Annotated in this window: 28 protein-coding genes and 1 pseudogene; 8 read left to right on the top strand and 21 right to left on the bottom strand. The window is 64.4% G+C overall.

Annotated features, from left to right (window positions below; all coding sequences use genetic code 11):
* Window positions 1-4: 4 nt before the first annotated feature.
* The 7 genes from yidC to I8N54_RS01970 are packed head-to-tail and all read left to right on the top strand — an operon-like array spanning window position 5 to window position 5,794.
* Window positions 5-1,801 carry a membrane protein insertase YidC gene (gene yidC, locus I8N54_RS02000; RefSeq protein ID WP_140194179.1) on the top strand — a complete coding sequence of 599 codons (1,797 nt, stop codon included), beginning with the start codon at window positions 5-7 and terminating at the stop codon, window positions 1,799-1,801.
* Between the two features lie 2 nt (window positions 1,802-1,803).
* Window positions 1,804-2,535: an MOSC domain-containing protein gene (locus I8N54_RS01995; RefSeq protein ID WP_231592535.1), complete on the top strand. Its 732-nt coding sequence runs from the start codon at window positions 1,804-1,806 to the stop codon at window positions 2,533-2,535.
* The gene (yihA, locus tag I8N54_RS01990) at window positions 2,532-3,185 is read left to right on the top strand and encodes a ribosome biogenesis GTP-binding protein YihA/YsxC (protein ID WP_140194181.1); all 654 of its coding nucleotides are present in this window, start codon (window positions 2,532-2,534) and stop codon (window positions 3,183-3,185) included. The genes I8N54_RS01995 and yihA overlap by 4 nt, the downstream gene beginning before the upstream one ends.
* Window positions 3,186-3,197: 12 nt before the next feature.
* On the top strand, window positions 3,198-4,091 hold the full coding sequence (argB, locus tag I8N54_RS01985) for an acetylglutamate kinase (RefSeq protein ID WP_140194182.1): 894 nt from the start codon (window positions 3,198-3,200) through the stop codon (window positions 4,089-4,091).
* Window positions 4,088-4,738: a ferredoxin gene (locus I8N54_RS01980; protein ID WP_140194183.1), complete on the top strand. Its 651-nt coding sequence runs from the start codon at window positions 4,088-4,090 to the stop codon at window positions 4,736-4,738. The genes argB and I8N54_RS01980 overlap by 4 nt, the downstream gene beginning before the upstream one ends.
* Window positions 4,739-4,796: 58 nt before the next feature.
* Window positions 4,797-5,291: a hypothetical protein gene (locus I8N54_RS01975; RefSeq protein ID WP_140194184.1), complete on the top strand. Its 495-nt coding sequence runs from the start codon at window positions 4,797-4,799 to the stop codon at window positions 5,289-5,291.
* Window positions 5,288-5,794 carry a SixA phosphatase family protein gene (locus I8N54_RS01970; RefSeq protein WP_140194185.1) on the top strand — a complete coding sequence of 169 codons (507 nt, stop codon included), beginning with the start codon at window positions 5,288-5,290 and terminating at the stop codon, window positions 5,792-5,794. Before I8N54_RS01975 ends, I8N54_RS01970 begins: the two co-directional genes overlap by 4 nt.
* On the opposite strand, the gene I8N54_RS01965 is transcribed toward I8N54_RS01970, so the two are convergent.
* Entirely contained in the window at window positions 5,795-6,169 is a 375-nt protein-coding gene (locus I8N54_RS01965) for a hypothetical protein (protein WP_140194186.1), read from the bottom strand.
* A 51-nt stretch (window positions 6,170-6,220) separates the two neighbouring features.
* Here I8N54_RS01965 and I8N54_RS01960 point away from each other — a divergent pair, with 51 nt between their 5' ends.
* Entirely contained in the window at window positions 6,221-6,502 is a 282-nt protein-coding gene (locus I8N54_RS01960) for a putative quinol monooxygenase (protein WP_140194187.1), read from the top strand.
* A 28-nt stretch (window positions 6,503-6,530) separates the two neighbouring features.
* On the opposite strand, the gene I8N54_RS01955 is transcribed toward I8N54_RS01960, so the two are convergent.
* The 20 genes and pseudogenes from I8N54_RS01955 to I8N54_RS01860 form a co-directional block, all read right to left on the bottom strand.
* A complete protein-coding gene (locus tag I8N54_RS01955) occupies window positions 6,531-7,328 on the bottom strand; it encodes an amino acid ABC transporter ATP-binding protein (RefSeq protein WP_140194188.1) in 798 nt (265 codons plus the stop codon).
* 11 nt (window positions 7,329-7,339) lie between these two features.
* Window positions 7,340-7,996 (bottom strand): annotated as a pseudogene (locus I8N54_RS20110) (amino acid ABC transporter permease); the annotation flags it as partial.
* A 1,336-nt stretch (window positions 7,997-9,332) separates the two neighbouring features.
* Window positions 9,333-10,541: an amino acid ABC transporter permease gene (locus I8N54_RS01945; protein ID WP_140194190.1), complete on the bottom strand. Its 1,209-nt coding sequence runs from the start codon at window positions 10,539-10,541 to the stop codon at window positions 9,333-9,335.
* Between the two features lie 141 nt (window positions 10,542-10,682).
* On the bottom strand, window positions 10,683-11,702 hold the full coding sequence (locus I8N54_RS01940; protein ID WP_140194191.1) for an amino acid ABC transporter substrate-binding protein: 1,020 nt from the start codon (window positions 11,700-11,702) through the stop codon (window positions 10,683-10,685).
* Between the two features lie 200 nt (window positions 11,703-11,902).
* On the bottom strand, window positions 11,903-12,616 hold the full coding sequence (locus I8N54_RS01935) for an ATP12 family chaperone protein (protein WP_140194192.1): 714 nt from the start codon (window positions 12,614-12,616) through the stop codon (window positions 11,903-11,905).
* A 9-nt stretch (window positions 12,617-12,625) separates the two neighbouring features.
* Window positions 12,626-13,663: an RluA family pseudouridine synthase gene (locus tag I8N54_RS01930; protein WP_140194193.1), complete on the bottom strand. Its 1,038-nt coding sequence runs from the start codon at window positions 13,661-13,663 to the stop codon at window positions 12,626-12,628.
* The gene (crcB, locus tag I8N54_RS01925) at window positions 13,660-14,037 is read right to left on the bottom strand and encodes a fluoride efflux transporter CrcB (protein ID WP_140194194.1); all 378 of its coding nucleotides are present in this window, start codon (window positions 14,035-14,037) and stop codon (window positions 13,660-13,662) included. Before crcB ends, I8N54_RS01930 begins: the two co-directional genes overlap by 4 nt.
* Window positions 14,038-14,083: 46 nt before the next feature.
* Window positions 14,084-15,403: a replication-associated recombination protein A gene (locus tag I8N54_RS01920; RefSeq protein ID WP_140194195.1), complete on the bottom strand. Its 1,320-nt coding sequence runs from the start codon at window positions 15,401-15,403 to the stop codon at window positions 14,084-14,086.
* Between the two features lie 101 nt (window positions 15,404-15,504).
* Window positions 15,505-15,930, bottom strand: a complete 426-nt coding sequence (rplQ, locus tag I8N54_RS01915) for a 50S ribosomal protein L17 (protein WP_140194196.1) — start codon at window positions 15,928-15,930, stop codon at window positions 15,505-15,507.
* A 209-nt stretch (window positions 15,931-16,139) separates the two neighbouring features.
* Window positions 16,140-17,156 (bottom strand): DNA-directed RNA polymerase subunit alpha, encoded by a 1,017-nt coding sequence (locus I8N54_RS01910; protein ID WP_197097536.1) that lies wholly within the window; start codon window positions 17,154-17,156, stop codon window positions 16,140-16,142.
* A gap of 111 nt (window positions 17,157-17,267) precedes the next feature.
* On the bottom strand, window positions 17,268-17,663 hold the full coding sequence (gene rpsK, locus I8N54_RS01905; protein ID WP_140194198.1) for a 30S ribosomal protein S11: 396 nt from the start codon (window positions 17,661-17,663) through the stop codon (window positions 17,268-17,270).
* A 15-nt stretch (window positions 17,664-17,678) separates the two neighbouring features.
* Window positions 17,679-18,047: a 30S ribosomal protein S13 gene (rpsM, locus tag I8N54_RS01900; RefSeq protein WP_140194199.1), complete on the bottom strand. Its 369-nt coding sequence runs from the start codon at window positions 18,045-18,047 to the stop codon at window positions 17,679-17,681.
* A 205-nt stretch (window positions 18,048-18,252) separates the two neighbouring features.
* Window positions 18,253-18,654 (bottom strand): hypothetical protein, encoded by a 402-nt coding sequence (locus tag I8N54_RS01895; RefSeq protein WP_140194200.1) that lies wholly within the window; start codon window positions 18,652-18,654, stop codon window positions 18,253-18,255.
* Between the two features lie 75 nt (window positions 18,655-18,729).
* The gene (locus tag I8N54_RS01890; protein WP_140194201.1) at window positions 18,730-19,125 is read right to left on the bottom strand and encodes a hypothetical protein; all 396 of its coding nucleotides are present in this window, start codon (window positions 19,123-19,125) and stop codon (window positions 18,730-18,732) included.
* A gap of 29 nt (window positions 19,126-19,154) precedes the next feature.
* Entirely contained in the window at window positions 19,155-19,802 is a 648-nt protein-coding gene (locus I8N54_RS01885; RefSeq protein ID WP_140194202.1) for an adenylate kinase, read from the bottom strand.
* Window positions 19,799-21,169 (bottom strand): preprotein translocase subunit SecY, encoded by a 1,371-nt coding sequence (gene secY, locus I8N54_RS01880; RefSeq protein ID WP_140194203.1) that lies wholly within the window; start codon window positions 21,167-21,169, stop codon window positions 19,799-19,801. Before secY ends, I8N54_RS01885 begins: the two co-directional genes overlap by 4 nt.
* A gap of 105 nt (window positions 21,170-21,274) precedes the next feature.
* Window positions 21,275-21,739 carry a 50S ribosomal protein L15 gene (rplO, locus tag I8N54_RS01875; protein ID WP_140194204.1) on the bottom strand — a complete coding sequence of 155 codons (465 nt, stop codon included), beginning with the start codon at window positions 21,737-21,739 and terminating at the stop codon, window positions 21,275-21,277.
* Window positions 21,740-22,065: 326 nt separating this feature from the next.
* Window positions 22,066-22,440 carry a GFA family protein gene (locus I8N54_RS01870; RefSeq protein ID WP_140194205.1) on the bottom strand — a complete coding sequence of 125 codons (375 nt, stop codon included), beginning with the start codon at window positions 22,438-22,440 and terminating at the stop codon, window positions 22,066-22,068.
* A 10-nt stretch (window positions 22,441-22,450) separates the two neighbouring features.
* Window positions 22,451-23,065: a class I SAM-dependent methyltransferase gene (locus I8N54_RS01865; protein ID WP_197097537.1), complete on the bottom strand. Its 615-nt coding sequence runs from the start codon at window positions 23,063-23,065 to the stop codon at window positions 22,451-22,453.
* A 61-nt stretch (window positions 23,066-23,126) separates the two neighbouring features.
* A complete protein-coding gene (locus tag I8N54_RS01860) occupies window positions 23,127-23,852 on the bottom strand; it encodes a gamma-glutamylcyclotransferase (RefSeq protein ID WP_140194207.1) in 726 nt (241 codons plus the stop codon).

Raw genomic sequence — 23,852 nt, 5'->3', positions numbered from 1 at the left:
CTCGATGGACGATCAGAACCGGAACCTTCTTCTCGCCACGGCGCTCAGCTTCGTGGTGATCCTCGTCTGGTTCCTCGTTTTCCCCCCGCCGGAGCAGGCGCCCGGTGCAACCGATTCCGATGGTCAGCCGATCGAACAGGTCGATGCCGGCAGCGACGACCTCGCGCCGCCGACCGAGGACGGTCTGGACCCATCCGGCACCGCATCCGGTACGGGCGAGCCCGCTGCGCCGAGCGAAGAGGCCCCCGAAGCCCCCCGTATCGCGATCGAAACGCCGAGCATCGTCGGCTCGATCAACACGCTCGGCGGCCGGTTCGACGACCTTTCCCTCTCGAATTACACCGAGGAGCTGGACCCGGACTCCCCCCTCGTCGAGCTGCTCTCGCCCGTCGGCGGCGACACGCCCTACTATTCCGTCCACGGCTGGCTTTCCGGCGCGGGCGACGTCGACGTGCCCGGTGACAGCACCGTCTGGGAGATCGAGGACGGCGAAACGCTGACGCCCGACCAGCCGATCACGCTGTCCTGGGACAACGGCAACGGCCTGATCTTCCGCAAGACGATCTCCGTCGACGACAAGTACATGTTCACCATCGACCAGACGGTCGAGAACACCACCGAAGACACGATCCGCCTCCAGCCCTACGGCCAGGTCCGCCGCCACGGTCAGCCGGATTCGCGTCCCTTCTTCATCCTGCACGAGGGTGTCGTGCGGATGTCCGACGGTGAGCTCGAAGAGATCGACTACGACGACCTTCCCGATGTCATCGCCGAGGAGTCCCGCATCGAGGTGACCGAGAACGGCTGGCTCGGCTTCACCGACAAGTACTGGATGACCACCCTCATCCCCGCGCCCGGCACGGCGTTCCGCTCCGTCGCGCGCGAGGTAAACGGCATCTTCCTGACGGAAAGCGTGTTCCCCGCTGTCGAAGTCGCCCCGGGCCAGACCGCGACGAACGAGAGCCTGCTCTTTGCCGGTGCAAAAGAGTGGGAGACGATCCGCGACTATCAGGCCAGCGGCATCGACCGTTTCATCGACTCGATCGACTGGGGCTGGTTCTTCTTCCTGACCAAGCCAATCTTCGCGGTCCTGCACTTCCTCAACCAGCTGATCGGCAACATGGGCTGGTCGATCATCCTGCTGACGGTCATCATCAAGGGTGTACTCTTCCCGCTCTCCTACAAGTCCTACTCTTCCATGGCGAAGATGAAGGAGCTCCAGCCGGAGATGGAGAAGCTCAAGGAGCGTGCCGGCGACGACCGTCAGAAGCTCCAGCAGGGGATGATGGAGCTCTACAAGAAGAACAAGGTGAACCCGGCTTCGGGCTGTCTCCCGATCCTGCTGCAGATCCCGATCTTCTTCTCGCTCTACAAGGTGATCTTCGTCACGCTGGAGCTGCGTCACGCGCCGTGGATCGGCTGGATCCGCGACCTGTCCGCGCCCGACCCCTCGTCGATCCTGAACCTGTTCGGCCTGCTGCCCTACGACACTCCGGATCCGGGCTCGATCTTCTTCATCGTGTCGCTCGGCATTCTGCCGATCCTGCTCGGGATCTCGATGTTCCTGCAGCAGAAGCTGAACCCGGCCCCGCCGGACCCGACGCAGCGGATGATCTTCGCGTGGATGCCGTGGGTCTTCATGTTCATGCTCGGCAGCTTCGCCAGCGGCCTGGTGCTCTACTGGATCACCAACAACACGATCACGTTCCTGCAGCAGTACCTCATCATGCGCAGCCACGGCTACAAACCGGACATCCTCGGCAATATCCGGGGCAAACCGGCGGACGCGGCCAAGAAATGACGATGACCATCGCGTCCTTGTGGCGGCATCCGATCAAGGCCGTCGGACGCGAAGCCGTGAGCGAAGCCGCGCTGTCGCCGGGGGAGACGTTCCCCGGCGATCGGCTTTGGGCCATCCTGCACGAAGCGGGGACCGCAGTTGACGGTGAATGGTCGCGCTGCCCGAACTTCATCCGCGCCGCATCGTCCCCGGCCCTCATGGCGGTCGAAGCGAAGAGCGTGGGCGACCGGATCGAGCTGCGCCACCCCGACCGCCCGACCATCACGGTGGATCCTGTCGCGGACGAGACCACGCTGATCGACTGGCTTACTCCGCTGGTCGGGGAGGGCCGTGCCGCGCCGGTGAAGGTCGTCCGCTCCGGCGCGCGTGGTATGACCGATGCACAGGAACCGACGATCTCCGTCGGCAACCTCGCCAGCCTGCGTGATCTGTCCGAGCGCGCGGGCACCGACCTGTCGGAGCATCGCTTTCGCTGCAACGTCTGGCTCGACGGCCTCGCCCCCTGGGAAGAGTTCGAGTGGGTCGGCAAATCCCTTCGTCTTGGCACGTCCCAAGTCGAGGTGATCGAGCGGATCGGGCGCTGCCAGTCGACAGCCGCGAGCCCCGAGACGGGAGAGCGCGACGTGCGCACGCTCGACGTGCTCGACACGTTCGGCCATAGGGATTTCACCGTCGGCGTGGTCGTGAAGGCTCCCGGCACTCTCAAGCTCGGCGATACGGCGGTGCTCGCATGACGTCCCTCCCCTTTCCCCTCGCCGAAACCCCGGACGATGAATCCCGGGAGGCCGGCCGCAAGATGTTCGCCGGTGAGGTCGAGTTCCTGAAGGGCGTGGTCGCCATGTCCGGTCTGCCCCCCGCCGACCGTGTCGAGGTCTGCTTCGCCGGCCGCTCCAACGTCGGGAAAAGTACGCTTATCAACGCTCTGACCGGCCGCAAGGCTCTGGCGCGGGCGTCGAACACGCCCGGACGGACGCAGGAAGTGAACTACTTCACCATCGGCGAGGCCTGCTACCTCGTCGACCTGCCGGGCTACGGTTTCGCCAATGCACCTGTCGCCGTGGTCGCGAAATGGCAGGCGCTGCTGAAGCAGTACCTGCAGGGGCGCCAGACCCTGCGTCGCGCCTTCGTTCTCGTCGACCACCGTCATGGCGTGAAGCAAGTCGACGAAGAGATCATGAGCCTGCTCGACAGCGCCGCCGTGACCTTCCAGTGCGTCCTGACGAAGGCCGACAAGGTTAAGGCCACCGACCGCGAGAAAGTGCTGGACCAGGTGCGGGCGGCGCTCGCCCGCCATCCCGCCGCCTATCCGGAGATCGTGTTGACCTCGTCCGAAAAGGGCGATGGGATCGAGACGCTCCGGTCGATCGTGGCCGGGCTCTCCTGAAGGATGCAGGCGATGAGGACACAGACGATGGACCGGGACTGGATTGCGACGGCGCGGACACTGAGCGAGGCGCTGCCCTACATGCAGCGCTACTCGGGCGCGGTGGTCGTCGTGAAGTTCGGCGGCAACGCCATGGGCGGGGTCGAGGAAATGGCCGAGTTCGCCCGCGACATCGTCCTGATGCGACAGGTCGGCATGAACCCGGTCGTCGTCCATGGCGGCGGGCCGATGATCAACGATCTGCTCGGCCGGCTCGGCATCGAGTCTGAGTTCGTGCGAGGCAAGCGCAAGACCACGAAAGAGATCGTGGAAGTCGTGGAGATGGTCCTCACCGGTCTCGTCAACAAGCGCATCGTTCAGGCGATCATGGATGAGGGCGGTCGCGCCGTCGGCCTGTCCGGCAAGGACGACGACCTCATGGTCTGCGAGGCGGACGATCCCGAGCTCGGCTTCGTCGGTCGCCCGATCGAGATGAACGTGCAGGTCCTAAAGGACCTGTTCGACGCCGGCATCATCCCGGTGATCGCCCCCGTTGCGACGGGTATGGACGCCAACGAGACCTTCAACGTGAACGGCGACACGGCAGCCGGCGCCATCGCCGGTGCGCTGGAGGCCGACCGCCTGCTACTGCTGACCGATGTGCCCGGTGTGAAGAACGCGCAGGGTGAGGTCGTCACGCAGCTGACCCCCGACCAGGTCCGCAGCATGGTGGGTGACGGCTCGATCTCTGGTGGCATGATCCCGAAAGTCGAAACCGCGCTGAAGGCGATCGAGGACGGCGTGCGCGCCGTGGTGATCCTTGACGGGCGCCTGCCGAACGCGACCCTGCTGGAACTGTTCACCGACCATGGTGCCGGCTCGATCATCCGTTCGACCGAACCGCGGGTGAAGCCGCGCGAGACGTGACGCTCGCCGACGGCGCGGCTGCCGAAGGGCTGTTCGTTTCCGGACACCTGTCCATCCGCCCCGAAGACGGCCTGCCACCGACGGTGAAGAGCCTCGCCTTGCTCTCGCCGGATGAACCTCGCTTCTGGACGCTGTTCCGGCAAAGCGCCGAGTATCTCGACGGGGAGGCCGACCCGCTCGACCGATGGTCGGCCCGGGTTATCGGACAATTGTCTGAAGCTGTCGGCGGCACGCCTGTCTTCCCTTTCGGCGGCCCTCCCTGGCATCCTTTCATCGCCTGGGCCTTGCGGTCGGGCCGTGCCTGGTCCTCCCCCGTGGGTCTTTTGGTGCACGACAGCGCGGGCCTCTTCATCTCCTATCGCGGGGCGATCGGCCTGGCCGAGACGTTCGACGACACCCCCCCGGCCGCACCACCTTGCGAGGAATGCTCCCGCCCCTGTGCGACCGCCTGCCCGGTCGGCGCCTTCGCCGGGGGCAGCTACGACGTGCCGCTCTGCAAGTCCTGGCTGGATAGGCCCGAGGGCCGGGATTGTCGCGACAACGGCTGCCTGGTCCGGCGTGCCTGCCCTGTGGGGGCCGACCTCCGGGACCCGCAGCAATCGGCATTTCACATGTCGGCGTTTCACCGCCCGGTGAGGAAAGCCTGACTATCGCGGCAAGCGGCGATTGCTACTGTCGCTCATCCCATTCATCAAAGGTCTTGCCATGTCTGTCCGTATTCTCGCCCTCACCCTGTTCGCCGGCCCCGCCCTCGCCGATCTCGACCCGTGTCTTGTCGGAACGTGGAAGGCCGACATGCTCGACGTCGCCGAAGTCTACGCCAGTACGATGAACGCCACGGACGTTACGGCGCGCGGTGACATTGTGCTGACCGTCGCTCCGGACGGACGGGCGACGATGCAGCCCCGCAACTTCGAACTCGACACGCTCATCCCGAACACACCGCCGATGACGGTCAGCGTGACGGGGGCGCTGACAGGCCGATTCCAGACCTCGGGCAACTCCTACTGGATGGAGGGCGAAAGTTATTCGCTCGTCGGCACGGCGGACTTCCTTGGGACGCGCATGGAGGTCCCCTTCACAGGCGCCAACGAATACCTCGCCGGCGCGTCCGGGATATACGGCTGCACTGACGCCGGCATGGCGTTCGAGCCGGACGGCGGGCCGGGCTCGATGCCCCGCAGCTGGTATCGCCAGTGACGCGTCGCCTGATCCTCATTCGACATGCCAAGTCCGCTTGGGACGATCCCGAGGCGGACGACCACGCGCGCGTTCTGAACGAGCGGGGCCGCGCCTCCGCCACCGCCATCGGCACGTGGCTGGCGGAGACCGGTATCGTTCCGGATCAGGTTCTGAGTTCAGATTCCGCCCGCACGCTTGAGACCTGGGAAAGGATCGCTGCCGAATTGTCCGATCCACCAGAGGCAATGGCAATTCCCGCGCTCTACCACGCCGATCCGGAAACCATGTTCGCCGTGCTGGAGCAGGCGTCCGGCGATTGCGTTCTGATGCTGGCCCACAATCCGGGGATCGGGATACTCGCCCGCTGGCTGGCCGAAGATGGTCCGGATCATCCGCGCTTTCGCGATTATCCGACCTGCGCGACGACCGTGTTCGACTTTCCTGTCGATCACTGGAGAGACGTGCAGGGCGGCACCGGCGTCGTGGTCGATTTCGTGGTGCCGCGCGACCTCGAGGATTGATCAGAGCTTCGACTGGAACGACATCTGCAGCCCGCCGGGAAGCGCGAGGAAGTAGATCCGCTCGCCATGCGCGTCCATCGGGCCCTGCGGATTGAGGCCGCTTCGCTTCGCCGTGGCGGCGGCCGCGTCGGCGTCCTCGACGATCAGCTGAAGCATGGTGCCGGGCGGCATCCCCTCCCCCGCGTGCCAGACCTCCACCCAGCTCGACTGGTCGGTGGTCGGAAAGATGGCGCCGGGCATCCCTTCGGCCTCGGGGAAGTCGGCCGTGGCGAGCCCCAGCCCTTTCAGCGCATCGGCAATGCCGTCGGCGTCTTCCCCCGGTGCGACGTGAGCGAAACGTATTCCAAGGAGCTTCATCTCGTGCAGTATCCTCATGGTGGTCTCATGCGGAAGACTACGGCAGCCGTCGGTATCGGAGTGAGGGCAATGTACGGATTGATCGGAAAATTCACGGCGACCGACGGCGCACGGGACGAGTTGATGCGCCACCTCGTGGACGGGAGCCGCGACATGCCGGGCTGCCACAGCTACGTCGTGGCTGCGGACAGCACGGACACGGTGACGATCTGGGTGACGGAGGTCTGGGACAGTCCGGATGCCCACATGGCATCGCTGGATCTGGAACAGGTGCAGGCGGCGATCTCCAAGGCCAGACCGCTGATTGCCGGCATGGCGCGGATCGCGGAGACGTCGCCGCCGTCGGCGTAGGATGGGCCAGGGCCCATCCTACCCGTGATCAGTGCCCGAGGATCTGGCTGAGGAACAGCTTGGTCCGCTCGGACTGCGGGTTGTTGAAGAACTCCCGCGGCTCGTTCTGTTCGACGATCTGACCGGCGTCCATGAAGATGACCCGGTTGGCCACGGCCTGCGCGAAGCCCATCTCGTGGGTCACACAGAGCATCGTCATCCCCTCTTCGGCGAGCTCGATCATGGTGTCGAGCACCTCCTTGATCATCTCGGGGTCGAGCGCGGACGTCGGTTCATCGAACAGCATGATGCGCGGGCGCATGCAGAGGCTGCGCGCGATAGCCACACGCTGCTGCTGACCGCCCGAGAGCTGGCCGGGATACTTGTTGGCCTGCTCGGGGATCTTCACCTTCGTCAGGTAGTGCATCGCCGTTTCCTCGGCCTCTTTCTTCGGGATCTTGCGAACCCAGATCGGCGCGAGGGTGCAGTTTTCGAGGATCGTGAGGTGCGGGAACAGGTTGAAGTGCTGGAACACCATCCCGACCTCGGAGCGGATCTTGTCGATGTTCTTCAGGTCGGAGGACAGCTCCGTCCCGTCGACCACGATCTTGCCCTGCTGGTGCTCTTCCAGCCGGTTCAGGCAGCGGATCATCGTCGATTTGCCCGACCCCGAGGGGCCGCAGATGACGATCCGCTCCCCCCGGTAGACGGTCAGATTGATGTCCCGGAGCACGTGGAACTGGCCGTACCACTTGTTCATCCCCGAGATGTCGATCGCGACCTCGTCGGAGACCTTCATAAGGCTCGGATCGGCGGTGCGCGGTGCGTCGATGGCAACGTCGGTCATTGTCAGTCTCCTTAGCGGTGTCCGCGGCTGAGCTTGCGCTCGAGCGACATGGAATAGCGGCCCATGCTGTAGCAGCAGATGAAGAACAGCAGGCCGATGAAGATGAAGAGTTCCCAGTAGATGCCGTTCCACTCGGTCGAGGCGCGGATCGCGTTCGACAGGCCGATCGGATCGAGCAGACCGATGAACACGACCAGGGTCGTGTCCTTGAACAGGCCGATGAAGGTGTTCACGATCCCCGGGATCGAGATCTTCAGTGCCTGCGGAAGAACGATCAGTCGCATCGACCGGCCATAGTCGAGGCCAAGCGCATCCGCCGCCTCGTACTGGCCTTTCGGCAGCGCGGCGAGGCCACCCCGGACCACCTCGGCGATGTAGGCCGAAGCGAACAGGGTCACCATGATGATGACGCGCAGCAGCAAGTCGAAGTTGGTGCCCGGCGGCAGGAAGTAGTTCAGCAGCAACTGCGCGGTGAACAGCCAGACGATCAGCGGCACGCCACGGATCGTCTCGATGAAGACCACCGAGATCTTGTTGATGATGAACAGGTCCGACTGACGTCCGAGCGCCAGAAGGATGCCGAGCGGCAGCGACAGGATGATCCCGCTGAGACCGATGATCAGCGCCAGCATGAACCCACCGAAGTCGCGGCTGTTGACGGGATCGAGCCCGATGCGTCCGGCTTCCTTGTAGGTCTGGTCGACGGCGTTGTGCAGGCCGGCCAGTTCCGTGTTCGCCGACAGGTACGCTCCCAGTGCCTCGACGTCCTCATCCGGCGTACCGGGGGGGACGTACTGCGTGTCCTGGAACTCACGCAGCTCCGAGGGCACGTCGTTGCGAAGACCCGCAACCTGCCCCTGAAGGACACCGATCCGGTCTTCGCGCTCATCGAGCTGGTTGATGTTCTGCAGCATCGAGGACGCGGCGGACCGTTCCTCGCCCAGCAGGTTCATCTCGGAGTTCAGCGCGCTGATCTGGTTGCGCAGTTCGGTGAGTTCGCCGACGGCTTCGAGGAAGACCGTGCGGTCCTCGGAGAGGCTGCCGGCGCGCGCTGCGACGATCGCGGCGTTGGTCGCGACATGCTCCGCCTCTTCCCGGGCGGACGGCGGGATCGCAGTTTCGCCTTCGGGATCGACGCCGAGTTCGTCCCAATAGTTCGCCAAAGCGGTTTCACGCGCTGCGGCAACCGAGGTCTGGATGGGCTCGAAGGATTCGGCCTTGATCGCCTCCCATTCGTCGGCCTCCTCGATCAGCACGCCGCGCTGCTCACGCAGATCCGCGATCTGCGGCGGTATCTCCTCGAGGGTTTCCTCCGCGTTGGCGATGATCGCGCCCATGCGGGCATTGGCCACCGTCTGATGGATCGCGTTGTTGAGCGTCGGCACCGCGAACAGCCACCAAAGCACCGCAATCACGATGCCCGCGACTACGCCGAGGATCGGCCCACCGAAGCGGCTGGCGAGCATCCACGCGAGGTAGCCGACACCGAGGCCGGCAATCACGAGGATCGGCAGCCAGAAGGCCCCGCCCCAGAGGATCCATGGCATTATGAAGGGGTAGATCGCCGTGAAACGCAGCATCTGCGGCGGGAACCGGTCGGCAAACAGCACTGGCCCGACCGCGACGAAGAACAGGATGAACGCGAGGTTCGGCCGCCAGTAGAGGTCGGACGGATAGAACCCGTAGATCAGCTGGACCCAGCGTTCCTGCAGCACGGCCCAGCAGGCCCCTCCACCACCGGGCGACCCGACGGCGAGGAAGACTTCGCGGCACTCCGACAGCGAGCGCGCATCCCAGACCGAATAGTAGAACCACGGCAGCAGGCTCGACAGCACGAGGTAGACGACGAGGATCGAGGCCAGCGTCAGGAAGATGTTCATCGGTCCCGACAGAAGGTTCTCGCGAACCCACTTGATCGCGCCCGTCTCGCCCATGGGCGGAGGCTGCTCTCCCAGCATGCTCTCGCGGACGAAGGGAACGGTTTGTGCGTGTGTGTCGCTCATATCACCGCTCCTTCAGTTTGACGCGATTGTTGTAGAGGTTCATCACGCCCGAGATGACCAGCGACAGCACGAGGTAAAACAGGCCGAGGAGCAGCATGCCCTCGAGCTCTCGCCCCGTCTGGTTGATGGTGATCCCGCCGAGCGTCGCGCGGACATCCATGTAGCCGACCGCGATCGCCAGAGACGAGTTCTTGGTCAGGTTCAGGAATTGCGAGATCAGCGGCGGCACGATCACCCGCATCGCCTGCGGCAGGATGACGAGGTTCATCGTCCGGTTCGGCCGGAGGCCAAGCGCGAAGCTCGCCTCGGACTGTCCCTTGGAGACGGAGAGGATGCCGGAGCGGACGATCTCGGCGATGAAGGCGCCGGTATAGAGCGACAGGGCCAGCCAGAGCGCGATCAGCGAGTTCCGGATGAGCAGTCCGCCCTCGAAGCGGAAGCGGCCCGGCTCGGGATAGTCGAGGGAAATCGGCATGCCGAGGATGAAGTAGGCGATCAGTGTCGGCAGGATGAAGAGGGCGAGCGAGATGCGGAAGACCGGCAGGATTTCCCCGGTCGCTTCCTGCCGTTTGCGAGCCCAGTAGCGGAACCCGTAGATCGCGACGAGCGAGGCCAGGAAGACGATCAGCAGGATGCCCGACAGGTTGCCGAAGATCGGCGCGGGCAGCCACGTGCCCTGTCGGGTCACTGCGATCGAGTTCAGGAACATGTCCGACGTCGAGGCGAAGTCCCTCGGGTGCGGCATGGATTCGTTCACCACCGCGAAGATCAGGATGATCCACAGCAGCAGCGGCACGTTGCGGAAGCCTTCGACGTAGACCGAGATGAGCCGCGAGACGACCCAGTTGCTCGAGAGGCGCAGAACGCCCGCGATCACGCCGAGAACCGTCGCGAGCGCACATCCCATGAACGCGACGAGGATGGTGTTCAGGATGCCGACGAGCGCGGCACGTCCATGCGTGTCCTGGTTCTCGTAAGGTATGAGCCGCTGGTTGATATCGTAGCCCGCGGACTGGCCGAGGAACCCGAAGTCAAAGTCCTTGCCCAGCGATTCAAGGTTCTGGATGGTGTTCGACACCAGCCAGGACGCTGCCAGCATCAGCAGGATCATCGCGACGACCTGGATCGTAAGAGATCGGTAGCGCGTGTCGTAGATGAGCTGGCTTGGCCGGAACCCCTGTCGGGCCGGCGGATCCGAAATCGTCGTCATCGTTTTTCCCCCGGTTTCCGTTTCTTTCCCCGGATGCCTCGCGAATTGACTTCGCTGAGGTCCGCCCTTCCTCGGAAACTCTTTCGTTGGTCATGAAGGAGAAGGGCCCCGGCGGTTCTCCGCGGGGCCCTTCGGATGGTCTTACCGGAACGGCGGGCTGTAGAGGAGGCCGCCTTCGGTCCACTGTGCGTTCAGGCCACGGGCCAGACCGATCGGAGTGGATTCGCCGATGTTCTGTTCGAACAGTTCACCGTAGTTGCCGCCGGCCATGATGGCCTGCACAGCCCAGTCGGCGTCGAGGCCGAACATCGCGCCGAGTTCACCTTCGGTGCCCAGGAGACGGTTGATCTCCGGGTTGTCGGTGCCTTCGGTGGCCAGTTGCTCGACGTTGGCCGAAGTCACGCCGAGTTCTTCGGCAGCGATCAGCGCGTTGAGCGTCCAGCGAACGATGTCGCCCCATTCGTTGTCGCCGTGGCGAACGAGCGGGCCGAGCGGCTCTTTCGAGATGATCTCCGGCAGGATGACGTGGTCGGCCGGAGCTTCGAAGGTCGCGCGGGTGGCGGCGAGACCGGAAGCGTCCGTCGTGTAGACGTCGCAGGCACCGGCAAGGTACTGCTGCTGGGCTTCGGCGTTGGTCTCGATCGGGACCGGCTCGTAGTTGATGTTGTTCACGCGGAAGAAGTCCGCGAGGTTCAGCTCGGTCGTGGTGCCGGTCTGGATGCAGACCGTCGCGCCGTCGAGTTCCTTGGCCGAGGCGACGCCCAGCTCACGCGGAACCATGAAGCCCTGACCGTCGTAGTAGTTGATGCCGGTGAATTCGAACTTCAGGTCGACGTCACGGCTGAAGGTCCAGGTGGTGTTCCGGGCCAGCATGTCGATCTCGCCGGAAGCGAGGGCGGTGAAACGGGTCTGACCCGTCGTCGGGACGAATTCGACAGCGGTCGGGTCGCCAAGGACGGCGGCGGCGACAGCGCGGCAGACGCCGACGTCGAAACCTTCCCAGACGCCGTTCGCGTCAGGCGCGGCAAAGCCGACGAGGCCGGTCGTAACACCGCAGTTCAGCGTGCCACGGGCCGTCACATCGTCCAGCGTCGCCGCAGCAGACGCACCGGCGCAAAGGCCGGCCACGGTCAGTGCGCCGAGAAATACAGATTTCTTCATTGATTACCTCTTCCTGTCTGTGCCCCTCTTGCCGTTGGGGCTTGGTGATCGCCGCTCCGAAGAGCGCGCGAGTCCTGAGAGGTGCCACCTCTCAACGGGGTAAAGGTGGTCGAAATAGAGCAGATAGGTCAAGGCTTCCTTTGCTGCCTACCGTGACGACTGCTCATTTCTTCGGCAAACTAGGCCGATTGATTGACCGATTAGTCAGTCTCTGAAAGCTGGAAGAAGCGTGCCGCGTCCAGGAATGTCAGCCGTTTTGCTTCGGCCATCGCGGCGGCTTCCTCATCGTCACCCCATTGTTCCAGTTGCCAGTTCTCGTCGATCCGGCTGATCTGCCATGCCTCGTCGGGCGAACGGGCCTTCTCCGTCACCGCGAAGCCGAGGATCAGCGACCCTGAAAGCGAGACGAGATCGTGGAATGCGGTTAATCTATAGGCATCGAGTGCCCGGACTTGTTCCGCGAGTCTCTCGAGCGCGGCACGGTCCTGCTCGACGTGCATGACGCCTTCGACCGGTTTCAGCCGCGCGCCAAGCGCCTCGTCAGCCCAGTCCAGCAGCGGATCCCATTGATCGGACTGGCGTTGCACCAGCTCGTCCGGCGCGTCTGCGCGGTAGCATAGAAGGTCCGTCGCGCCGTATTCCGAGATGATTTCGGCCACGGCCTCGAACTCCGGGACGACGCGGTCGATCGCGGTGTTCACGGCTCGCGTGACCGGCATGGTGCGCGGGTCGATAACGTCCGTCTGCGCGTCCCATTCACGTGCCGCAGCCTCTGCCATCGCGCGGGTCGGCATGGTGAGCATGGCCTTCGACGGCGTGCGGACCGGACGACCGTCCAGCGCGATGGAATAGCCACCCTCCGCCTCCATTACGGCCGTTTCTTTCCAGAACCGCTTCGCTTTCCACTCACTCATGGTCGTCTCCTAGAGGGATTCGAACGGGTCGTCGGCAGCGAGATCCTCGGTCCAGCCGAACGTCTCCCAGCTGTGCGCCATGTGTTCGGGCAGCTGCGCCGAGACGGTGACCGACTTTTTCGTCACCGGATGCTGGAAGGTCATGGAATGGGCATGAAGATGAAGTTTCTTGCTGATGACGCCGCCAAGTTGCGCGCCCCAGCCGTCACCGAGATTCTCCTGCCCGGACCCGCCGTACTTTCCGTCGCCGATGATCGGATGTCCGATAGCGGCCATGTGCGCGCGAAGTTGGTGCGTGCGTCCGGTAATCGGCTCCATCGCGACCCAGGACGCACGGCCTGCAACGCGGTAGAGTGTGGCATAGAGCGTGTGCGCCCGCTTCGCGCCCTCGGTCTTCTGCACGTCGTCGGGATGCACCGCGCGCATCTTCTCATTCTCGCCGGCGGCGCCATGGCCCGGGGCCTTGATGAGGCCAAAGCGAATCTCGCCGAGATAGGGCGTCGGCACGCCGGCCACGAGCGCCCAGTAGATCTTGCGGGTCGCGCGATGCCGGATCGCTGCTGTCAGCTCCTGCGCCACCCGATGCGTGCGCGCCAGCAGCAGCACCCCGGAGGTGTCCTTGTCCAGCCGGTGCACCAGCCGCGGCTTGTCGTCGTAGTCGAAGCGCAGCGCCTCGGCGAGGCCATCCACGTGGCGCGTCTGCTTGCTGCCGCCCTGCGTCGGCAGTCCCGGTGGCTTGTTCAGAGCGATGACATGGTCGTCGCGGTAGATCACGCAATCGCGGATCATCTTCGCATCCGCATCGCTGATCGTCTCGCGCCGGGGCGTCGGGTCCGCAGTGTCGGGCAGCGGGGGTATCCGAACCTGCTGGCCCGAGGTGATACGGGTCGAGCTCTTCACCCGCCCGCCGTCGACGCGCAGCTCTCCCTTGCGGCACATCTTCTCGATCCGGCCCTGCGTGACCTGAGGAAAGTGCCGGCGCAGCCAGCGGTCGATGCGCTGGTCGCCCTCGTCCGGGCCTACGGTGATGGTCTGGACGCCGCTCATGCGAAGCTCCTCGCGAGGGTGAGGCCAAGGATCAGGGTCCCGATGGACAGAACGACGGAGCCGATCACGTAGACAGCTGCCTGCCCGACCGCGCCGCGCTCGTACAGCGTCACCGCTTCGAGCGAAAAGGCCGAGAACGTCGTGAAGCCGCCGAGGACGCCGGTCATCAGGAAAGGGTTCAGATGGGCGAGGCCCCGGCGGGCCAGAGCCCCCGCGAAGAGGCCCATCAGGAACGAGCCGAGCACGTTGACCGCGATGACGCCGAGCGGAAATCCCGTGATCCCGAACAATCGTCCGATACCGACCCCCGACAGGTAGCGGGCCGAAGCGCCGATCGCGCCGCCGAGGGCGACCTGGAGGGTGGTGGACAACATCTGCGCTCTCTCTGACCTCGTGTGGTCGATGTCAAGTTTGGCCGGCTCAGCCGTTCCGCTGCAGCCGGAGCTTGTTGAAATAGTCGAGCCGCTTCTTCAGCTCGCGCTCGTGCCCGCGCTCGACCGGCACGTAGTAGACGCCTCGTTTCATGCCGTCGGGAAAGTAGTTCTGGCCCGAGAAACCATCCTCGGCATCGTGGTCATACTGGTAGCCGTCGCCGTAACCCTGCTCTTTCATCAACTTGGTCGGCGCGTTGCGGATGATCTTCGGCGGCGGCTCCGAGCCCGACTTGCGGGCGGCGTCCATCGCCGCCTTGTAGGCGACATAGGCCGCGTTCGATTTCGGCGCGAGGGCGAGGTAGACAACAGCGTTGGCCAGCGCGAGCTCCCCTTCCGGTGAGCCGAGCCGCTCGTAAGTCTCCCACGCATCGATGCAGTGGGTCTGGGCCTGCGGGTCGGCAAGGCCGATGTCCTCGACCGCCATCCGGGTGATCCGGCGCGCGAGGAAGCGCGGGTCTTCGCCCCCTGCCAGCATCCGCGCGAACCAGTAGAGCGCGGCATCCGGATCGGAGCCGCGCACGGATTTGTGCAGCGCGGAGATGAGGTTGTAATGTTCCTCACCCGACTTGTCGTAGTGCGTGGCCCGCTTGGTCAGCCGCTTGTTCAGCGCAGCGACGTCGAGCGTGCCCTCGATCTTCCAGCCCATCACCTGTTCGATGAGGTTCAGCAGCGCCCGACCGTCGCCGTCGGCCATCTCCTGCAGTGCCTCGCGGGCGCGGGGGTCGAGGGGCAGCTTGCGGCCCACCTCCGACTCCGCGCGTTGCGCGAGCAGTTCCATCCGGGCGAGGTCGAGGCGGTTCAGCACCATGACCTGCGCACGCGACAGCAGGGCGGCGTTCAGCTCGAAGCTCGGGTTCTCCGTCGTTGCACCGACGAGGAGGATCGTGCCGTCCTCCATGTGGGGCAGAAAGCCGTCCTGCTGGGCCTTGTTGAAGCGATGGATCTCGTCGACGAACAGCAGGGTCCCCTGCCCGTTCTGGCGCCGCATCCGCGCGGCGTCGAAGACCTTCCGCAGCTCCTGAACGCCGGTGAAGATCGCGCTGATCTGGACGAAATGCAGGTCCGTCTCGTGGGCCAGCAGCCGCGCGATGGTCGTCTTGCCCACGCCCGGCGGCCCCCAAAGGATCAGCGACGACAGGGCGCCGGATTCGAGCATCGTCGAGAGCGGCGCGTCGGGACCGAGGATCTGCTCTTGCCCGATGACCTCGGAGAGCGTTTGCGGGCGCAACCGGTCGGCGAGCGGTCTCGGTGCCTCGCCGGTGCGGTCGGGGCGCGTGCCTGGGGACTGATCGAACAGGTCGGACATGAGCCAGAGATAAGGCCTGTGCTGGGTCAGGGAAAGCGGGGAGCCGCAAACGAAAAAGCCCCGCCGTCTGGCGGGGCTTTCGCTGGACAATGGGGTCCGGATTATTCTTCTTCGGCCATCGCGTCTTCGGAAGCGAGGCGCTCACGGTCGGCAGCGCCTTTCGCGTCGAGGTCGCGGTCGACCAGCTCGATGATCGCCATCGGGGCCATGTCGCCGTAGCGGAAGCCGGCCTTGAGGACGCGGGTGTAGCCACCGTTCCGCTCCGCATAGCGCGGGCCGAGAACGTCGAACAGCTTGGCGACGTGCATGTCCTGCTTCAGCTCGCTGGCGGCGATGCGACGCGCATGCAGGTCACCGCGCTTGGCGAGAGTGATCAGCTTGTCCATGACGCGCTTCAGCTCTTTCGCTTTCGGCAGGGTCGTCTTGATCTGCTCGTGCTCGATCAGCGAGCCCGACATGTTGGCGAAGAGCGCCTTGCGGTGCTCATGGGTACGGTTGAGGCGGCGGTATCCGCGGGCGTGACGCATGGGTTATCTCCTAATCGCGTTTTGCTTTGTCTGGCCGGCGATGCGTGTCACCGACTCTCCTTGGGGCGGAATGCCCGGGTCTTTGGTGTGGGGTGCGCATCGAGCGCGCACCCTACGGGTGGTGCAGTCCGGACCGATGGGTGCGTGTTACATGCACACCCGAGGGCCGGCCGCGTAGGGTGCGCGCTTGATGCGCACCCCGCCGACGATCAGAACTGATCGTCGAACTTCTTGGCCAGGTCTTCGATGTTGTCCGGCGGCCAGTCCTCGACATCCATGCCGAGGTGCAGACCCATACCGGACAGCACTTCCTTGATCTCGTTCAGCGACTTGCGGCCGAAGTTCGGGGTGCGGAGCATCTCGGCTTCGGTCTTCTGGATGAGGTCGCCGATGTAGACGATGTTGTCGTTCTTCAGGCAGTTCGCCGAGCGCACGGAAAGTTCGAGCTCGTCGACCTTCTTCAGCAGCAGCGGGTTGAATTCCAGCCCGTCGTCGTCGGAGGTCGAGGTAGCCGATTCCGGCTCGTCGAAGTTCACGAAGATCGACAGCTGGTCCTGGATGATCCGCGCGGCATAGGCCACGGCATCGTCCGGCGACAGCGAGCCGTCCGTTTCGAGCTTCATCGTCAGCTTGTCGTAGTCGAGCACCTGGCCCTCACGGGTCGGCTGCACGTCGTAGCTGACTTTCTTCACCGGCGAGTAGATCGCGTCGATGGCGATCATGCCGATCGGCGCATCTTCCGGCTTGTTCTTGTCAGCCGCGACGTAACCTTTGCCGGTGTTGACCGTCAGCTCCATGTAGAGGTCCGCGCCCTCGTCGAGGTGGCAGATCACGTGGTCCTTGTTGAGGACCTCGATCCCGGCCGTCTCGGAGATGTCGGCAGCAGTGACGGCGCCCGGACCCTTGGCCTGAACGGTCAGGCGTTTCGGACCCTCGACATCCATACGGATCGACACACCCTTGAGGTTCAGCACGATGTCGGTCACGTCTTCGCGCACACCGGAGACGGACGAGAACTCGTGCAGGACGTTGTCGATCTGAACGGCGGTGATGGCAGCGCCCTGGAGCGAGGACAGCAGCACGCGGCGCAGCGCGTTGCCGAGCGTCAGACCGAAGCCACGCTCGAGCGGTTCGGCGACCACGGTGGCCTGCCGCATGGGATCGTTACCGGGCTTGACGTCCAGTTGGGTCGGTTTGATCAGCTCGGCCCAGTTTTTGTGGATCATGCGTCCCTCCATTCTTGTCCGGTCTCCATGACCAAGAGTCCGGACTCCCGAGGTTTCAAAAAGGCGGAGTGGGGCCGCGCGGATCGCGGGCCCCACCAATAACTCGTCGGATCAGACGCGGCGGCGCTTCGGCGGGCGGCAGCCGTTGTGAGCGATCGGCGTCACGTCGCGGATGGACGTGATGTTGAAGCCGGCGGCGGCCAGCGCACGGAGCGCGGACTCACGACCGGAGCCGGGGCCCTGAACTTCGACTTCGAGCGTCTTTACACCATGCTCCTGGGCTTTCTTGCCGGCGTCTTCGGCAGCCATCTGGGCGGCGAACGGCGTCGACTTCCGCGAGCCCTTGAAGCCCATGGTGCCGGCCGAGGACCACGCGATCGCGTTGCCCTGGACGTCGGAGATCAGGATCTTGGTGTTGTTGAAGGAAGAGTTCACGTGAGCAACGCCAGCGGCGATGTTCTTGGAAACCTTCTTCTTGCCGGTGTTGCGGCGGGTATCGCGTGCCATGTGTCCGGACCTCCCTTATTTCTTCTTGCCGGCAATGGCCTTCGCGGGGCCTTTGCGGGTGCGGGCGTTCGTGTGGGTCCGCTGACCACGCACGGGGAGGTTGCGACGATGGCGCAGGCCGCGGTAGCTGCCGAGGTCCATCAGGCGCTTGATGTTCATCTGCACTTCACGGCGCAGGTCGCCTTCGACGGTGTAGTTCGCGTCGATGTGCTCACGGATGGCGAGCACTTCGGAGTCGGAGAGCTCGTTCACGCGGCGCGTAAGGTCGATGTTGGTGGCCTCGCAGATGGCTTTCGCCGAGGAGGGGCCGATACCGGTGATGTAGGTGAGAGCGATCGGAACCCGCTTTGCAGTCGGGATGTTCACGCCGGCAATACGTGCCAAGGTATGCGTCCTTTCGTTGCGAGCCCGTCGTGCCAGGCCCTTTTTTCACAACGTCAAGCCCGCGCAATTAAGGACGCGGGCCGATGTCATTCTGAGGTGATCGGTAGGACCGGGCGCGACCCGGTAGTCCCATGATTCTCCCTTTCGGGATGGGGCTAACTAGTTGTGAACGCCTCTTGGGTCAACCCCCCTGTCAAGGCGGTTTCTATTCGCCATCGCAGACGTAGAAGACATGGGGTTCGCCGCGACCGGACGCATCGCTCTGCCAGAGGTAGGCGCGGTCTTCCTCGCCCGGCCAGAGCCCGAGGACGAAGACCGTCGGATGGATGAACGGCCCCGGCTCCATGCAGTAGCCTGTCCGGACCTGCGGTTCGTCATGCCAGACGAATTCGACCGGCTCTTCGAAGGTACAGCCGTACTCGATCGTATCGGTGCCGTCGGCGCGCAGGATCGTGTTGTACTCGCCGATCAGGTCCATCATCGCGCTGTCGGCGTCGGGGTCCCAGCCCTCGCAGGCCTGAAGATTGTCGACCAGAACCATGTCCTGAGCCAGAAGCGGAAGCCCCGGCAGGATGGCAACGGCGGCGGTCAGCAGCTTGGCACGCATGGCAGTTTTCCTGATCTTACCCAAGGGCATCTTCACCCGGCGGTCATGGCCCGGTCAATCCGGATCGACCGGCACTCAGTCTTCGCAGGTGTAGAAGACATCCGGCTCGTCGACGCCCTGTTGCCAGATGCGGACTTCGCCCGGCAGTTCCGGCACCGTCTCGATCACGAAGACGGTCGGGCTGACATGCTCCGACGACACGCAGTAGCCGGCACTGATCTGGCGGTTGAAGTTCGCCCAGTCGAAGGTCAGTTCGCGATCAAAGACGCAATCGACCTCGGGACCGGACATCGCGATGGAGGTCAGGGCGTAGGCGTTGCCCAGACTGACCACGCGCATGATGTATTCTTCGGGATGGACTTCCTGCATCCACTGGCAGGCGTCCGGGTCACTGACCAGAACGGAATCGTCCTGCGCAAGCGCAGAGAACGGCAGGACCGCGAGCGCGGCCCCCCATAGAAATTTCGTCATGGTCCGAATCCTCCCCCCAGTTCGAACCGTCAGGCGTCGAGGATGCCCGACAGCGATTTTGCGACGTCCTCGATCTCCCCCAGACCATCGATCGTCTGCAGGTCGCCCTTGGCATAGTAGTAGCCGATCAGGGGCGATGTCTGCTTGTAATATGCCAGAAGCCGGGTTTTCAGGCTGTCGGCATTGTCGTCAGCGCGACGCTTGAATTCGGTATGGCCGCACTTCCGGCACTTGCCGTCGGACGGGATCGGCTTGGTCTCGTCGTTGTAGACCTCACCGCAATTGCCGCAGGTGGAGCGCGCGGTGATGCGGGCGACGAGCGCCTCGTCATCCACCTGCATCTCGATCACGGCGTCCAGCGTCTCGTTCATTTCGGACAGCAGGTTGGCCAAGGCGTCGGCCTGCGGCAGCGTGCGGGGGAAGCCGTCGAAGATGTAGCCGCCGGTGGCGCCGCCTTCGGTCAGCTTCTCGCGGATGAGGCCGATGACGATCTCGTCGGTGACGAGATCGCCGCGATCCATCACATCGGCGACGATCTTGCCCATCTCGGTACCCGACGTCCGGGCGTCACGCAGCATGTCTCCCGTGGAGAGCTGCACCATGTTCCGCTCTTCAACCAGGCGCCGTGCCTGGGTCCCCTTCCCTGCCCCCGGGGGGCCCAGCAGAATGATGTTCATCGACGCGCAGGTCCTTTTCGCTTCTTCCCTGTGGAGCCGCTGCGACGTCCGCGCAGCTGGCTTTTCTCGATAAGGCCCTCGTACTGATGGGCAAGCAGGTGGCTCTGCACCTGCTGGATCGTGTCCATGCCGACGGACACGATGATGAGGATCGACGTACCGCCGAAGTAGAACGGGATGGCCAGCTGGCTGCGCAGGATCTCGGGCAGCAGCGCCACGAGCGTCAGGTAGCCGGAGCCGAGCACGAGAATGCGGGTCACGACGTAGTCGAGGTATTCCGCAGTGCGCTTGCCAGGCCGGATGCCCGGAACGAAGCCGTTCTGGTTCTTCAGGTTGTCGGCGACGTCGTCGACCTTGAAGCTGACTTCCTTCGTGTAGAAGAACGTGAAGAACACGATCATCGCGGCGAAGAACACCAGGTAGAGCGGCTGCCCCGGCCCGAAGTAGGCCAGCAGCGTCGACATCACCGGGCCCGTGTCCGATTCCGAGAAGGTCGAGATCGTCGTCGGAAGCAACAGCAGCGCGGAGGCGAAGATCGCCGGGATGACGCCCGCCGGGTTCACCTTGATCGGCAGGTGGCTGGAGCCGCCGTCATAGACCTTCATGCCAACCTGACGACGCGGGTACTGAATGTGAATCTTTCGGAGCGCACGCTCCATGAAGACCACGAAGGTCAGCACCGCGACGACCATCAGGATCACGCCGATGATAACGGCCGGGCTGATCGCGCCGGCACGACCCTGGCTCAGGAACTGGGCGAGCGCGGTCGGGATCTCGGCGATGATGCCGACGAAGATGATAAGCGAGATGCCGTTGCCGATGCCGCGGCTGGTGATCTGTTCACCCAGCCACATCAGGAACATCGTCCCGCCAACCAGCGTGATGACGGTCGACGCACGGAAGAACAGGCCGGGATCGGACGCGAAATCACCCGCCTCGAGAGAGACGGCCAGCCCGTAGGCCTGGAACGTCGCCAGCAGCACGGTGCCGTAGCGGGTATATTGGTTGAGCTTCTTGCGGCCCTGCTCGCCTTCCTTCTTCAGCTGCTTCCAGGGTTCGTACATCGACCCGAGCAGCTGCACGATGATGGAGGCGGAGATGTAGGGCATGATGCCGAGGGCGAAGATGCCCATCCGGCTGAGCGCGCCGCCGGTGAACATCGACAGGATGCCGCCGAGGCCCGAGGCCGCGTCTTCCATGAACTGTCGCAGCGCACCGCCGTCGATACCGGGAACGGGAATATAGGTCCCGAGCCGGTATACGATCAGGAGTCCGAGGGTGAAGAAAATCCGCTGCCGGAGCTCGGTGGCCTTTCCGAAGGCCCCCCAGCTCATGTTGGAAGCCATTTGCTCTGCTGCTGATGCCATTGGCGCTCTCTGGTCAGGAACGCGCCGCCAGTCCGGACCCTCGGATGGCGGCGCGAAAAGGATAGGCCATGATGTAAGCGGGCGAGAGCCCGCTCACAACCCGGTTCAGGCGGCTGCCGCCTGTGCGACGGTCAGCGTGCCACCGGCCTTCTCTACAGCCGCGATGGCGCTTTTCGACGCGCCGGTCACGGTGATGTTGGCCTTGGCATTGAAATCGCCCTTGGCGAGGACGCGGATACCGTCCTTCTTGCGACGGACGACGCCGGATTCGACGAGGCTCTCTTCGGTGATGTCACCGGTGAGCTTGCCCGAGTCGATGAATTTCTGGATCAGACCGAGGTTGATGACGGCGTAGCTCTTGGCGTTCGGCTTGTTGAAGCCGCGCTTCGGCAGACGCTGGTAGAGAGGCATCTGGCCGCCTTCGTAGCCCTTGATGGCCACACCCGAACGGGACTTCTGGCCCTTGATACCGCGGCCACCCATCTTGCCCTTGCCAGAGCCGGGACCACGGGCAACGCGCATGCGTTTCTTGGTAGCGCCGGGATTGTCCCGGAGTTCGTTCAGTTTCATGTCGCTTCTCCTTCGCCGGAAAACCTCCCCGAAGCGATCTTGGGAGGGACACGGCATTTCTTGGTTTGGATTCGGACCCGTTCCGGGCCACCGGGGGCCTATAAACGTCTTGGCTTGGCCGTGCAAGTTCGCGTTGTACGGCGGTGCCGCACGACGGGGGTGATGCGGTATGGAAGAAGTTTCGGCTGCCGGGTGATCTGACGGGGATCGCCCGGCGCCGCCAACAAGGGTCCCCGCCCCAAATTTTCGACGAAAATTTGAAAGCAGGGTGGGTTAACAAGCCATTGAAGTTGGACGCGAAAACGTCGCCGTTTCCTTGGTCCGCTCTACGCCTTTCGCGCCTGCGCCCCCTCGACCGACATGGTCGATCCGGTGGCCTGCCGGACCGGGACCCCGGACGGATCGAAGTCGTCGAGACACTCGACGTTGAAGCCGTAGTGATCCGGAGCGGAGCGCTTCCGATGGAACGTGTAGATCCCGCAGGTCTTGCAGAAATAATGCCGCGCCACCTTCGTGTTCCACTGATAGAGCGCCACGGTCTCCCAGTCGGACAGCATTTCGAACGCCGCCTCCGGCACGGCGCCCATCAGCGCGTTCTTCCGGCGGCAGAGCGAGCAGTCGCAGCGCGTCAGTTCGGTGATCTCGCCGTCGACGGCAAACCTGACCGCCCCGCAATGACAGGAGCCGTGATATCGCGGCATGGCGCCCTCCTCAGGGTTTCCTTGCGATGAGGAACATCGCGGCTTTGGGTTTCGGGGTCCAGCGATGTTCGACCTCGAACCCCGCCGCCTCGACCTCCGCGATCAGCTCGTCTTCGGTGAAGAAAGCGAGCGCCGGCAACAGGCCGAGCTTGCTGCCGAGCGGCAGGACGGTCGACAACAGACGGTTGTCGCCGAGACACGCGGTACTGGACACGAACCGGCCGCCGGGCCGGAGCATGTCATGTATCCGGCCAAGCAATGCTTGCCGATCCCGCAGCAGATGCAGCAGAGAATGCGCCATCACCATGTCGTAGGCGGCCGGCTTGACCGGATAGGTCCCCGCCGCGCACTGGATGAAGGTGATGTTGGTCACGCCGGCGTCCCGCGCCTTCTGCCGCGCGATATCGAGCAGACCTTCCGCGAAGTCGACGCAGTCGATGTGACGCACAATCGGCGCGTGGTGAATCGCCGTGGTCCCCGTCCCGCAACCCAGTTCGAGCACTTCGCTCCCCGGACCAAGAAACTCCTGCGTCTTCGCCAGCTTTGCGCGGTAGGCCTCTTCGTCGCCGACCGGGCTTCGGGCGTAACGCCTGGCCATGCGGTTCCAGAACTTCGCGTCCGACATCACTGATCCCCTCTTGCGCCGACTATGACACAGATGGGGATCACATGGCATGCCGCCCGCGTCAGGTCAGGGAATCCACCTCTTCCATCAGCGACTCGAGCTCTGGATCCCGGATTTCCAGCGCCTTGAACTGGTCGAGCAGGTTTTCGAGGTACTCCCGGCTCGTGCCGAGCCAGCCCTGCCCGGTGCGCAGGTATTGCACCTGTTCGGGGCGGGTGATCTCCGCCTCGATCATGTAGGCGTCGTAGTCGGCGGCGAAGGTCAGCACGTCGATCTCGCCAAGCACCGTCTCGGCACGGGCGAAGACCGGCAGATAGCAGGGCGCGATCATCTCGCGACGCCAGAGGATCTCCGTCTCATGCTCGACCTCGTCGGCCCTGATGCGAAACGCCAGCCCGTCGCAATGATCGCCCCGGTCGAGGGCGGCCATCAGACCCGGCGCCTCTTTCGTGCCCCGTCCGCCGAACCGGTCGACAAGGCAGAGGCTCCGCGACCAGCCGATCACCCGTGCGCGGCAGACCTCCTGAAAGCGAAAGCCCGGGTCCCACATCAGAGAGCCATAGGCGAAGACCCAGAGGTCGCCGCGATCCTCACGCCGATCGAAGAACGCACGGCGGGTCGCCTCGCGATGCTCGTCGGTGTGGCGCCAGTCGGGGCCCACGCCGTGCTCCGCCATGCGTTCGTCCATGTCGGCGGGCTGCATCGTCCGGTAGAAGGAGACGTCGGGATCGACGATGCGTCCTTCCAGGGCCGGATGATGCCGGAAGGCGGCCGGATCTATCGGCAC

This window comes from Pelagovum pacificum (assembly GCF_016134045.1).
Lineage (GTDB): Bacteria > Pseudomonadota > Alphaproteobacteria > Rhodobacterales > Rhodobacteraceae > Oceanicola > Oceanicola pacificus_A.
The sequence above is the reverse complement of the archived record's forward strand: the minus strand, read 5'-3'. Positions and strand labels throughout refer to the sequence as shown.